At 52.8% G+C, this 12,775-nt stretch carries 9 protein-coding genes and 7 tRNA genes; 4 read left to right on the top strand and 12 right to left on the bottom strand.

The window, feature by feature from the left end; translation table 11 throughout:
• The first annotated feature begins 104 nt into the window (after positions 1-104).
• The 3 genes from ttcA to ccoM all read left to right on the top strand — a co-directional run bounded on the left by ttcA (position 105) and on the right by ccoM (position 2,070).
• Entirely contained in the window at positions 105-1,007 is a 903-nt protein-coding gene (gene ttcA / locus REIFOR_RS05030) for a tRNA 2-thiocytidine(32) synthetase TtcA (protein ID WP_100258701.1), read from the top strand.
• A 95-nt stretch (positions 1,008-1,102) separates the two neighbouring features.
• Positions 1,103-1,840 (top strand): fumarate/nitrate reduction transcriptional regulator Fnr, encoded by a 738-nt coding sequence (gene fnr, locus REIFOR_RS05025; RefSeq protein ID WP_100256522.1) that lies wholly within the window; start codon positions 1,103-1,105, stop codon positions 1,838-1,840.
• 110 nt (positions 1,841-1,950) lie between these two features.
• A complete protein-coding gene (gene ccoM, locus REIFOR_RS17125; protein WP_287419582.1) occupies positions 1,951-2,070 on the top strand; it encodes a cytochrome c oxidase subunit CcoM in 120 nt (39 codons plus the stop codon).
• Here the strand turns inward: ccoM and nudC are convergent.
• A complete protein-coding gene (nudC, locus tag REIFOR_RS05020; RefSeq protein ID WP_100256521.1) occupies positions 2,067-2,876 on the bottom strand; it encodes an NAD(+) diphosphatase in 810 nt (269 codons plus the stop codon). The two genes, ccoM and nudC, sit on opposite strands and share 4 nt — an antisense overlap.
• A gap of 25 nt (positions 2,877-2,901) precedes the next feature.
• Complete coding sequence (locus tag REIFOR_RS05015; RefSeq protein WP_100256520.1) at positions 2,902-5,538, bottom strand: bifunctional acetate--CoA ligase family protein/GNAT family N-acetyltransferase; 2,637 nt, start codon at positions 5,536-5,538, stop codon at positions 2,902-2,904.
• Between the two features lie 76 nt (positions 5,539-5,614).
• On the opposite strand from REIFOR_RS05015, the gene REIFOR_RS05010 reads away from it, so the two are divergent.
• Positions 5,615-6,541 carry a histone deacetylase family protein gene (locus REIFOR_RS05010; protein ID WP_100256519.1) on the top strand — a complete coding sequence of 309 codons (927 nt, stop codon included), beginning with the start codon at positions 5,615-5,617 and terminating at the stop codon, positions 6,539-6,541.
• A 19-nt stretch (positions 6,542-6,560) separates the two neighbouring features.
• On the opposite strand, the gene ylqF is transcribed toward REIFOR_RS05010, so the two are convergent.
• The 10 genes from ylqF to REIFOR_RS04960 all read right to left on the bottom strand — a co-directional run bounded on the left by ylqF (position 6,561) and on the right by REIFOR_RS04960 (position 12,665).
• Positions 6,561-7,421 carry a ribosome biogenesis GTPase YlqF gene (gene ylqF / locus REIFOR_RS05005; RefSeq protein ID WP_100256518.1) on the bottom strand — a complete coding sequence of 287 codons (861 nt, stop codon included), beginning with the start codon at positions 7,419-7,421 and terminating at the stop codon, positions 6,561-6,563.
• A 42-nt stretch (positions 7,422-7,463) separates the two neighbouring features.
• Positions 7,464-8,345: a 1-aminocyclopropane-1-carboxylate deaminase/D-cysteine desulfhydrase gene (locus tag REIFOR_RS05000; RefSeq protein ID WP_100256517.1), complete on the bottom strand. Its 882-nt coding sequence runs from the start codon at positions 8,343-8,345 to the stop codon at positions 7,464-7,466.
• Positions 8,346-10,085 (bottom strand): coiled-coil domain-containing protein, encoded by a 1,740-nt coding sequence (locus REIFOR_RS04995; protein WP_100256516.1) that lies wholly within the window; start codon positions 10,083-10,085, stop codon positions 8,346-8,348. It abuts the gene before it with no gap.
• Positions 10,086-11,013: 928 nt separating this feature from the next.
• Positions 11,014-11,090: transfer RNA gene (locus tag REIFOR_RS04990), tRNA-Asp, on the bottom strand.
• A 6-nt stretch (positions 11,091-11,096) separates the two neighbouring features.
• Positions 11,097-11,172: transfer RNA gene (locus REIFOR_RS04985), tRNA-Val, on the bottom strand.
• A 292-nt stretch (positions 11,173-11,464) separates the two neighbouring features.
• Positions 11,465-11,541, bottom strand: a tRNA-Asp gene (locus REIFOR_RS04980).
• A 6-nt stretch (positions 11,542-11,547) separates the two neighbouring features.
• Positions 11,548-11,623: transfer RNA gene (locus REIFOR_RS04975), tRNA-Val, on the bottom strand.
• 411 nt (positions 11,624-12,034) lie between these two features.
• Positions 12,035-12,111 (bottom strand) — tRNA-Asp (locus REIFOR_RS04970).
• Positions 12,112-12,506: 395 nt separating this feature from the next.
• Positions 12,507-12,583: transfer RNA gene (locus tag REIFOR_RS04965), tRNA-Asp, on the bottom strand.
• Positions 12,584-12,589: 6 nt separating this feature from the next.
• Positions 12,590-12,665 (bottom strand) — tRNA-Val (locus tag REIFOR_RS04960).
• Between the last annotated feature and the right edge of the window lie 110 nt (positions 12,666-12,775).

The raw sequence follows: 12,775 nt of genomic DNA, 5'->3' as shown, positions 1-12,775 counted from the left end.
TGGAAAACAGCTGAAAAAGATCTGTTATAGGTGAAAACCATTTACTGGCCTGACCTGGCGTGTTATCAATCTCGGCAAATTATCCCCTATTAGTTGTCAATCACATGTCCCAATCTACCAAACAGATACCGCTCGGCACTGCCACAAGTGACAAGCTTGAACTCTCTAAATTGCAAAAACGCTTGCGCCGCGATACCGGCCGAGCGCTGGCCGATTTCAATATGATTGAAGCCGGCGATAAGGTCATGGTCTGCCTATCCGGTGGCAAAGACTCCTATACCATGCTCGATCTGTTGCTCAGCATGCAAAAGAGCGCACCCATCGACTTCGAACTGGTGGTGGTGAATCTGGATCAGAAGCAACCCGATTTCCCTGAAGAAATTTTACCCAACTATCTACAAGCCCTCGGCGTGCCGTATCATATTCTTGAGCGGGATACCTACTCGATTGTGATGGATACGGTCCCAGACGGGAAAACAACCTGCGGGATCTGCTCACGTTTGCGGCGCAGCACCCTCTATGCATTTGCCGATCAAATTGGCGCCAACAAGGTCGCCTTAGGTCATCATCGAGACGACATTATTGAAACGCTTTTCCTCAATATGTTTTACGGCGGCAAACTCAAGGCCATGCCCCCGAAGCTGCTCAGTGACAGCCAAACCAATGTTTTAATCCGGCCCTTGGCCTATTGTCGGGAAGCCGACATTGCCCGATTCTCAAGCCTGATGAACTATCCTATTATTCCCTGCAATCTCTGTGGCTCTCAAGATAGCCTGCAACGTCAGGCCATAAAAACCATGTGCCAAGATTGGGAAGCGCAGTTCCCCGGTCGGATCGAGAGCATTCAACGCTCGATGGCTAATGTTTCATTATCACAACTGTCGGATCGCGAGCGTTTCAACTTTACCGATCTGCGCGCCAGTGGTATCCCGCTCGTCGCCACCGATGTTGATCAACCCTATGCGCCTTTGGCCAGCACCTTGGTTAAGACGTGGAGGCCTGAATAAAACGATAATGCAATAGATCAGTGTTAGGAAACACAAGCGAAGCAAAACTGTAGTATGCTTAAATTTCATTAAGCTTTACCGCTCGGAGCCTTGTCATGGGTTTAACCACCGCCTGTAAAAACTGCAGTCTTCATCCACTCTGTTTACCGTTGGCCTTATCGGTTGACCAAATGGACTCTCTGGATGCGATCATAAAGCGAGGCCGCCCGTTGCAAAAAGGAGAGCATCTTTTTTATCAGGGCGACGAATTTAAATCTGTCTACGCCGTGCGCACCGGGACGATAAAAACCTATACTTTAACCAACGATGGTGAAGAACAAATTACCGGCTTTCATTTGGCCAGTGAGTTGGTTGGCTTAGAAAGTTACGATTCCATTAACCACCCCTCCTCGGCCAAGGCGCTGGAAACCACCAACGTTTGTGAGATTCCGGTCGATCGCCTGGATGAATTGGCGGGTAAGATGCCCGAGTTAAGACGTCAACTGATGCGCCTAATGAGTAAAGAACTGCGGGGCGAACAACAGATGATGTTGCTGCTCAGCAAAAAAAGTGCAGAAGAGCGTATTGCGTCTTTTTTAATTAATTTGGCCGCACGTTTTAAACGCCGAGGTTTCTCCGGCACGTCCTATCGCCTCACTATGTCGCGTGCCGACATTGCCAACTATCTCGGTTTGGCCGTGGAAACCGTAAGCCGAGTCTTTACCCGTTTTCAAAAGCAAAATTTATTAGAAGCAACGGGCAGCGCTAAAGATATAGTAATCGGAAACTTTGTCGAGCTGACCTCGATGGCCTCCTTGGCCGAGTGCGAACGGATTGAGCTCGGCCTCGACTAAGGCAAGGTTTGCATTCAAGATTCGCATTGTGACCATTAACTGATATGGGTCACCTTCTCCCCCACCGATCTAATTACACTGATCTTTCTTAATCTGTAACTGAGATCAGTATGTACCTTGACGTTGTTGTACTGGCAGGCATCGCTGTGGTGGCTTTGATGATTGCTTTCTTTGCCGGCTTTGGCTATTTCATCTACCGCGATGCGCAAAAAAAACCACCGGCCGATTAGGCCCGATAGTTATCGATATATTGTCGAATCAGCCATCCGGCGATCGAAACACTGGGCGGGTGTTTCGGCAAGTCGTGTATATTAAACCATTGGGCATCGGCAATTTCCCCGGGCGCGGGGACGATCTCGCCAGCCTCAAATTCGGCGTGAAAACCTAACATCAATTGGTTTGGAAAAGGCCAAGCCTGACTGTTTAGATATTGAATATTTTTGATCGTCACGCCGACCTCTTCCTTAACCTCGCGCATAACAGCCTGCTCAGCCGATTCGCCCGACTCGATAAACCCGGCCAATGTACTGTACCAACCCCGCTCCTTGTGATTTTCGCCTTGGGCCAACAACACCTGGTCACCCCGCGTGATCAAGACGATAATGCAGGGCGATATGCGCGGGTAGAACCTGAGGCGACAGGGGCTGCAGCTGAGGGCATTCTCCCCGGCTATCTGGTGTGTCACCTGACCACATTGGCCACAGTATTGATGTTGTGTGCGCCACTCCAATAGGCCACGGGAGCGGGCGCAGAGCATAAAGGCCGTCTCATCGAGATAGGCGATATCGCGCAGTGACGACAGTGACTGATCGGCGGATACCTGACTGACGGATGCGGTGAAATACGCCTTACCGTCCAATAACCCGACAAATTCGCGCGCCGTATAGGGATAAGGTACATCCGCTTCGGCCCAGGCAATCTGCCGATCTTGGGTCAATATTTGCCCCTGATACCAGAGAATAATCTTGCTTTGAGCATCCGATACCGGCGCGATGCCTGGCAATTCAATTTGATGCCTACCCAATTCGTACAGCATAGTGTCTCTTCCCAATGCAATGGTATCAGTCGAGTGATTTGGTCACTTTCATGATCTCATCTTCAGAGCCAACACTGAAGCCGAAATGTTTCGCCAGACCAAGCATGGCGCCATTTTCGGGGAGTACATCGGCGACCAGTCGACTGACTTTAAGACTCTTTCCGTAACGCACGGTCTTGTCCATCAACAGCCCTGCCAGGCCCGTTCCTTGTGCCTCAGGGGCCACCATGATGGCGAACTCCAGTTCATTATGGTTTATGTCGAGCCACAGACGCATCTCGCCCAGGATGCCCCGTTGGTCCTCTGCGACAAACACCATTTCGCGCCGATAATCGATTTGACTCATGGTCGCTAATTCCAAATGTTCAAATTTCAAGCGACTGTAAAAAAAGCGCAAACGCAAGGCCTCGGCGTCGAAACGGCCAAAGAAGGCCTTCAACTCCGGCTCATCTTCACCGCGAATCGGTCGAATGAGCATGGCTAGACCGTTCTTCAGCACGCAGTGTTCCTCCAGTTCCGCCGGATAGGGGTTCAAGGCCGGACTAACCTTATCCCCAATCGACGCGGCAACCCCCAGAACCACCGGCAGGCTGTTATTTTGCAACAGCAGATTCACTTCCACGCCCATCAGACGCGGGTTATCGATCACCATCTGCGACAAGCCGATAAGATGCTGAATCAAGCGCTCCATATCGTCGACTAGCTGCTCACTGCGCTCTAACAGCACCTGATAGCCATGGGTTTTTTGAATGAGCTGCTTCGCCAGCGCTGAGTTCAGTGGCACTAGGGCCACCTGTCGATCGACTAACATATCGGCGTGAGAGCCTCCCTCACCGATGAAGATTAATGGGCCATAAGTGGGATCTCGGGTAATACCCAGGCTGAACTGAATGGCATCAACCTTACGCCGCATCGGCTGTACCGCCCAACCGAGTATTTCGGAATCGGGCAGGCGGCGATTTTTTTCCCGCGTTAATTCCACACTGGCAGCGCGCAAGGCCGCTGCATCGGCCAATTCTATCTTGGCGCCCCGCCAACGCGCCGCAGGCACATTCTGGTAGGCAAAAGGATAGCTATAGGTCTGGTGTACCAGACGTAAGGCGGCAGGGAAAAAGCGCGGAGTCAGGCGCGTCAGCAGTCGTTCAAAATCGGTATCGAAGGTGCTACCGACCAGCTTAAAGCCGTAACCGCGTAAAAGCTGACGCGCTTCTGGCCAGGTCAGATAGGTACGCCGATCTTGACGCGCCTGAGCGATCACCCGCTCAGCCTGATCCCGGTCGGGCGCGAACTCTAAGGCATCACTGCTGGGAGTTTCGCGCAGCCGCTCCTGCGCATGCGCATGTCGGGACAATGTCAGATAAGCGTTAACGCCCTCTGTGGGCGAATCAAAATTCAGCAACCCGGCACTATCGAAGGCTTGACGGGCACTTTGGGTGGTCAGGCCGCCGAGAAAACAGGTTAATACCAGGCGTCGACTGCGCTTAATATACTTTAGTAAGGCCGGCGCTAAATCGGCGCTTACCGAGCGGCGATTCGGGCTGTGAATCACCAGAATGGCGCCCAGGCCCGGTTCGGTTTCCAGTGCTTTTAGGCACGCGACATAATCTTCACCGCTGGACTGGGGCGGCAGCACCGCAGGGTTGCCACCCGTTTCGCTGTGAAACCAGGTCTGGCTTTGGATCAGTTTGGCACTCGGCGGCGGAGCCAATTCACCCTGATTTTTCAATAGATACTGGCGCGCCAACATTGCCGTACCCAAGCCATTACTGACGATGGCTAAGTTCCGATGATAGAGCGGGCGCGATCGCGCCAACACCTCTAAACCCTGAAACAGCCCATCAATAGTGTCGACTTGGAGCACACCGGCACGGGAAAAGAATTCGGCATCAACCTTATAGACGTCCGAAATGCCATTGGCCACCGCGCCCCGATTATGGGTTCGAATGGCCAGTACTTTCTTTGACCGCGATGCCGCACGCAGTGCTGTTAACAGGCGATTCGCATCGCGGATCTGTTCCAAATGAATCAGGATGGCCTTAACCCGCCGGTCAGTGGCTAAATGATCCACGACATCGGAAATACGAATATCGGCGCTGGCGCCGAGGGTTAAAAAATGCGAGAAACCAATGCCGCGCGCGCCGGCCCAGTCGAGCAAGGCCGCGCCCAGAGCGGCAGAATGGCCGACATAGGCGGCACTGCCCGGTAGCGCATCGAGGTGGCTGTAACTGGCATTGAGCTTATGATCGGGTACCAGTATCCCCAGGCAATTGGGGCCCATCAGACGGATATTCAGTTCTTTTGCGATGCGGGCGATCTTTTCATTGTTTTGCGAACTGAAATTCAGCTGCCGTGCCAAACCGCCCGTCAAGATCAAGGCGGCGCGAATATTTAGCCGACCCATCTGGCGCAGCACCCGCGGAATGGCCGCCGGCGGCACACAGACAATGGCCAGGTCGATCGAATCGTTGATGGCGCGCAGATAGCGCACACAGGGCACGCCAAACACCTGCCCATAGCCTTTTAAATTCACAGCATAAATAGGGCCGGCAAAACTTGAGCCCTGCAAATTTTGCAACACCAAACCGCCCATACTGCTGTCACGCTCTGATGCGCCGATGACGGCGATGGATTTGGGGGCAAAAAAAGGGCTAAGATCGGGCATTATTAAACCAAAGTCGGAATGCTAAGCCTTTACTCTAGCCTTATACTGCAAGGACATTCAATGGCTTAAATCAACCATGACAAAAACAGCCCTGATTTTCCATGAACATTGCGAGCTGCATGATATGGGCGAGGATCATCCGGAATCGCCGCGCCGCACCCAAGCTATTCGTGAACAGTTGATAAAGACGGGCCTGATGCCGGACTTAGTGCAGCTGCGGGCCGAGCAGGCCAGCACCGAACAGGTGCTCCGGGTACATCATCAGACCTATGTTGAGCAGCTCGACCGGATCAGCCCGAAACAGGGCCTGGTGCAGGCTGATCCGGACACGCTGATTGGGCCCTATACCTGGGAGGCCAGCTATCGCGCGGCGGGCGCGGGCGTGCAGGCGGTCGATGGCATTCTGAATGGTGAATTCGATCGCGCCTTTTGCGCGGTGCGTCCGCCGGGACACCATGCCGAACCGAATGTAACTATGGGCTTTTGTTTTTTTAACAACGTGGCCATCGCCGTCGAACACGCTATTAAACATCATGGCTTAAAAAAAGTGGCGATCATCGACTTCGATGTTCATCAGTGTAATGGCACCATTGAAATGTTTCAAAACCGTCCCGACGTGGCGATCTTTACCAGCTTCCAACACCCCTTTTATCCCAATAGCCATTGGGCCGCCGAGCATCCCCATATTCATCTCACGCCAATGGTGGCCTACTCAGACTTTCGCGATGTCAAACTGGCCTGGCAGGAACAATGGCGTCCGGCCTTGGTGGCCCACCAACCGGAGATGATATTTATTTCCGCCGGTTTTGATGCGCACACTAAAGACCCGATGAGTCAGACTAATTGGCAGAGCGAGGATTTTTACTGGCTCACCGACGCGATTGTGACGCTGGCCAATGAACTGTGCGCCGGCCGCATTGTGTCGGTACTTGAGGGGGGCTACCACTTGGCCGCCTTGGCCGAAAGCGCGGAACTGCATATCCGCCGTTTAACGGAGGAATAAGCAGTTCCGGCAAGTGGGTCTATTCGTCGAGCAAGTCTCTATAGATAAACTCTTGGTCTGGTTCTTCCAGACTGATTTGACCTAGAGCGCCAGAACGTAAATCCTTAAGCACGACTTCGCTAACCTTGTGCCAATCGACCTCGCGGCCTCGAACGCAGGCGCGACTGCGCGCGATCGCTTCCATGCAGGCCGTCGCGGTATCGGGCACCGAGGCCAGTTTATAACGACCAATCAGGGCTTCCGGATAACGCTGAATCAAATAATCCACGGCGAACAGCGCTATGTCCTCATATTCCACCGCAGTATCTCGAATGGCGCCGCTGGCGGCCAATCGATAACCACCCAGTTCGCTTTCAGGGGAAGGCCACATAATTCCCGGCGTATCCATCAGGGTAAAATCATTAGAAATCTGAATGCGTTGTTGATTGCGCGTGACGGCCGGTTCGTCGCCGACTCGAGCAACCTTTTTGCCCGCCAAACCGTTGATCAGGGTCGACTTACCGACATTCGGAATGCCCACCACCATGCTCCGCACCGGCTTGGCGATACCACCACGATGTGGCGCCATTTGCCGACAAAAATCAGGAATTTTCGCCAATTGCTTGCGATCGCTCATGACCATGGCGACCACCATGATATCTTTTTCCTGGGCTAGGAATGATTGCCATTTGGCAGTCACCAAAGGGTCGGCCAAATCGGCCTTACTGAGCAAGCGAAGTACCGGCTTGTCGCGCCTGATCTTGGTCAAGATTGGATTCATGCTCGAATGGGGGATACGAGCGTCCAGGATCTCGATAACGACATCGATTTTAGGGATTATTTCACTGATCTGTCGACGGGCCTTAGCCATATGGCCAGGAAACCAATTAATTTTTGCCATTCAGCGAAACACTCAATCAAATTAGAGCGGCATTATACCACATCATTGTCGGCAACCCTGAAGTCCTCCGGTATGCAATATGGCTATTTTTCGATTGTGCAGGTGTGGGTCGACGGTTAATTGGGACTCGAGAGCGTAAAAAACCTTAGCGGTATAGACCGGATCCAGGGCGATACCGGACGCCAGGCTAAATTGCTGACTGAATGTTCGCTGCGCTGGACTGAGCTTGCCGAACCCCGGACCGGCAAAATCGGTCCACAGGCTGTATTGTTCAGAGCCAAGCGATAGGGCCGCCATCTTGGTCTGCAGGTCCTGATAGTTATCGGCATCCCTAAAGACAGGAACACCGACAACAGACACTTTCGCGGGTGCGTGCGTGGCCAACCCGGCGAGCGTACTGCCAGAGCCCACCGCACAAACCACCAGATCGGTGTCCGGGTCAATGCCTTGCCACCAGAGTCCGCTACCCTTGATGCCCTCTGCAGACCAGCCGCCTTCATTGACCCGCATCGAATTCGGATAGAGCGACAACCATGGCTGCCAGAAACCATCAGTATAGCGCTCTTGATAGGTCTGCCGATCGACAAAATGCAGCTCCATGCCCCAACGTTGACAGTCGAGCAAGGTCGGCGTTAAGACCTGGGCCGCATAACCAAGCACTAAACCAACTGATTGCAGGCCGGCTTCCCGGCTGGCCCAGGCGAGCGCATGCAGATGGTTAGAGTAACGCCCGCCGACACTGATAAGGGTTTGCAGACCGCTATCTTGGGCAGCCTCCAGCAGAGGCTGGAGCTTATAAAGTTTATTGCCGGAAACCACTGGATGCAGCAGATCACCGCGAATTATTGAGACATTGGGGCGCTGGGGCCAGGCGGATTGGGTCAAGCTGGGTAGACTGGCAAAGATACTCTGGACTGACCGCACTCAGCTGCTGCGCCGGAATTGGGTGACATTGCCGCTGTCGAGTCGGTGTTTAGTGCATCGGTTGTTAACGCCGATTTGATAGTCAGAGGGGGTGTCAATACGCTTCACCGGCACACCACATTGTTCGCATTCAGAGCCATCATAGTGCACTAACCAGCTTTTATAATGTTCCAGTGTAACACTGCATTTCTGTGCGGCGAAACTCAAGGGCTTATCGAGATAGTCTTCGAGTTGTCGGGCCGGCAAGCTGATATGGCCGGCACCGGGATGATAGGCAACAAAGACCAACTCCAGCTTTTCCATTTTCTCATAGACTTCGACATTGGCCACCGCATTGTCTTCTGCCTCGATTCGATCGCGTTTGAGTTGTTCATTTTCACGCTGAGACTCTCCTAATCGTTGTTCAAGATCTTGGGCTTGGAACTCGAGGGTTTTCCGTAATTCTTGGGTTTTAAAACTGGCACTGGTCAGGCTTTTCAGTGACTGTGTGGACTCGGCCAACGCATGACTTGCTTGATCATACTGTTTGCTTAAGCGCTCGTAATCGACCGACTGACTCACCCACCTGGCCTTGAGGTCGCTCGCTTCTGCTTGCTTCTGGTCGATTAGGGCGCGTAGTTCGGCCAACTCACTGGACGTTGAATCGCTGTGGACAACAACCTGTCGTTGATAACCCTCTATTTGGTCCGTCAGTGCGCTATTAGCCCGTCTATATTTCGCCAGTTCATCGTTCTGCTCCTCCATTTCCAGGGCCTGAAGGGTTAGCCGTTCTTTTAATTCGATGCTTAGCCGAGTTTTATCATCGTCGGCCACACGTTGATTGTGTAACAGCTCTAGATGCTCTTCCTTGAGGCTATTAAACTGGTCCTTGTGGCTCTCAGCCTGCTCTTGGGCTTGGATCAGGTCCCGTTCGAGTCGAGTATTTCGGGCCTGCATTTTCTCCAACAAAACCTTGTTGTGGTTGGCCTGTTGCTCTAAGTCCTGACCATGATGTCGATAGCTCTGCGCCTCATTACGCATGGCGCGCTTTACCTGCTCAATCTCCACGCGATACTTTTCCTCCATAGCTTGAATCGTCTGCTTCTGACGCTGAATCAACAGATCGACCTTGGCCTGAAATTCTCCGGCCTGCGCGCGCAATTTTTCCGAGCCGCTTTGTGCTGTCAGTTGTTGCGAGGATTGCCAGTCAGAGGTGTCAACCGGATCGCACATCAGCGGGACCTCAATCTCCGGTTCGTTGAGCTGAGCGGGCGCGGGTGTCGGCGCCGACAAAATGGGGATGGTATTTAATTCGTCGTCGGTGATAAGACCGAGTTTATTACGCGTTACGGCCTCTTGTAGCAGGCAAAAATGATCAATGTCACGTTGATTAGGCTCCCATAATTCTCGCTGGTACCAGGACACCGAACATTGGCTCCGGCAGGCAAGCCGAATCGGGCCAGCACCTAGATCAGGGCCGGGGCCCGCATTCTCAGCTAAATGGCGCAGCGGTATGTTCCAATCCTCATCGGCGAAACCGCGTTCATTGAATTCGATTTGAAAAGTCACAAGACTGTGGACTTTTAAGGACGGAGTTATCTTGACGTAAGCGGCGTAAATCTCCCTATTCGCCAACTCGGTAATCCCCACCACGCCGTCGAGTACCGCTTCGAATTCAGAATAGCGCATCTCTTTTGCGACCACTTTGTTGCCAAAGAAAATTATTGCCTCGAATAGCTCCTTGCTGTTTCTTGCTGCCATATGCTGCCTCAAATGCACTTTTTTGCCCTGTTGTAAATCAGAGCAGACCTTCGATCAGTGTGATCATTCTATGCACACCGCCCCTGAGAGACTGTGACTTGATTAGCAGTTAGTAAAGATGGCCCCACTATTTTGTCAAAATGTGACTTATTTTGCGTTTGAATACACTGTGACTCTCCGTGCTGGGTCACTGTTGTCCTACTGAGTGTAGTGAATAGGATCGAGTTACGCCTGCTTTCAGGCGCGTTAACACCGTTAAGGGTCGCGCGGAGGCACCAGCTTTACGGGGAACTGTCGACGTTATAACCGGCAAGTTGATCTGTTTTGATGGAGGCTGTGCAGTAGATGTTTTGGGCCTTGAGGCCATGGAGCAGACAACAGAATGTTATTAAACAGTTAGATCCGGGCAAAAAACTTTAGCAGGGGGGATAAAACAGACTTGAGAAAAGTATCTTTGGTCCGGAAGAGACCGATGGTCCGGCATTCCGGCTCGCGATCTAGGTTCGAAGAACCTTGGGTCGCGCTGCTAAGGTGTCAACCTCGGCGCCCTCTTTAGACTTGAGGAAAGTATTGGCGAAACTGACGAGACCGATGGTCCGGCATTCCGGCTCGCGATCTAGGTTGAAAGAACCTTGGGTCGCGCTGCTAAGGTGTCAACCTCGGCATTCTCTTTAGACTTGAGGAAAGTATTGGCGGAACGGACGAGACCGATGGTCCGGCAATCCGGCTCGCGATCTAGGTTGAAAGAACCTTGGGTCGCGCTGCTAAGGTGTCAACCTCGGCATTCTCTTTAGACTTGAGGAAAGTATTGGCGGAACGGACGAGACCGATGGTCAGGCAATCCGGCTCGCGATCTAGGTTCAAAGAACCTTGGGTCGCGCTGCTAAGGTGTCAACCTCGGCATTCTCTTTAGACTTGAGGAAAGTATTGGCGGAACGGACGAGACTCGAACTCGCGACCCCCGGCGTGACAGGCCGGTATTCTAACCAACTGAACTACCGCTCCGCATTCTGGTGGGTGTGAACGGGTTCGAACCGCTGACCCTCGCCTTGTAAGGGCGATGCTCTCCCAACTGAGCTACACACCCAAAATGCCTGAATTTAACGTATTCAAAACGTCCCTTTAGACTTGAGAAAAGTGTTGGCGGAACTGACGAGACCGATGGTCCGGCATTCCGGCTCGCGATCTAGGTTCGAAGAACCTTGGGTCGCGCTGCTAAGGCGTTAACCTAAGCGTTCTCTTTAGACTTGAGAAAAGTGTTGGCGGAACTGACGAGACCGATGGTCCGGCATTCCGGCTCGCGATCTAGGTTCGAAGAACCTTGGGTCGCGCTGCTAAGGTGTCAACCTCGGCGCCCTCTTTAGACTTGAGGAAAGTATTGGCGGAACGGACGAGACTCGAACTCGCGACCCCCGGCGTGACAGGCCGGTATTCTAACCAACTGAACTACCGCTCCGCATTCTGGTGGGTGTGAACGGGTTCGAACCGCTGACCCTCGCCTTGTAAGGGCGATGCTCTCCCAACTGAGCTACACACCCAAAATGCCTGAATTTAACGTATTCAAAACGTCCCTTTAGACTTGAGAAAAGTATTGTCGAAACTGACGAGACCGATGGTCCGGCATTCCGGCTCGCGATCTAGGTTCGAAGAACCTTGGGTCGCGCTGCTAAGGCGTTAACCTAAGCGTTCTCTTTAGACTTGAGAAAAGTATTGGCGGAACTGACGAGACCGATGGTCCGGCATTCCGGCTCGCGATCTAGGTTCGAAGAACCTTGGGTCGCGCTGCTAAGGTGTCAACCTAAGCGTTCTCTTTAGACTTGAGAAAAGTATTGGCGGAACTGACGAGACCGATGGTCCGGCATTCCGGCTCGCGATCTAGGTTCGAAGAACCATGGGTCGCGCTGCTAAGGCGTTAACCTAAGCGTTCTCTTTAGACTTGAGAAAAGTGTTGGCGGAACGGACGAGACTCGAACTCGCGACCCCCGGCGTGACAGGCCGGTATTCTAACCAACTGAACTACCGCTCCATAACCCATGACAGTTTATGCTCTCCAGCAGAGCTTTCTCCGAAAAGAAAGAACGATACATAAATAGCATATTGTATCGGCTCGCGATCTAGGTTCAAAGAACCTTGGGTCGCGCTGCTAAGGTGTCAACCTCGGCGCCCTCTTTAGACTTGAGGCAAGCTTGACGAAACTGACGAGACCGATGGTCCGGCATTCCGGCTCGCGATCTAGGTTCAAAGAACCTTGGGTCGCGCTGCTAAGGTGTCAACCTCGGCGCCCTCTTTAGACTTGAGGCAAGCTTGACGAAACTGACGAGACCGATGGTCCGGCATTCCGGCTCGCGATCTAGGTTCAAAGAACCTTGGGTCGCGCTGCTAAGGTGTCAACCTCGGCGCCCTCTTTAGACTTGAGGAAAGTGGCGGAACGGACGAGACTCGAACTCGCGACCCCCGGCGTGACAGGCCGGTATTCTAACCAACTGAACTACCGCTCCGCATTATGGTGGGTGTGAACGGGTTCGAACCGCTGACCCTCGCCTTGTAAGGGCGATGCTCTCCCAACTGAGCTACACACCCATAACGCTAAATTTAACGTCTTCCGACCCCTTTTGGGCGCCTAAAACAAGTTCTAAGCTTCCTAAAAGTGACGCGCATTGTATAGTTTTTCTTAATGAAGTCAAACATTT

This window comes from Reinekea forsetii (assembly GCF_002795845.1).
GTDB lineage: Bacteria > Pseudomonadota > Gammaproteobacteria > Pseudomonadales > Natronospirillaceae > Reinekea > Reinekea forsetii.
This window is presented reverse-complemented; position numbering and strand designations above follow the sequence as displayed.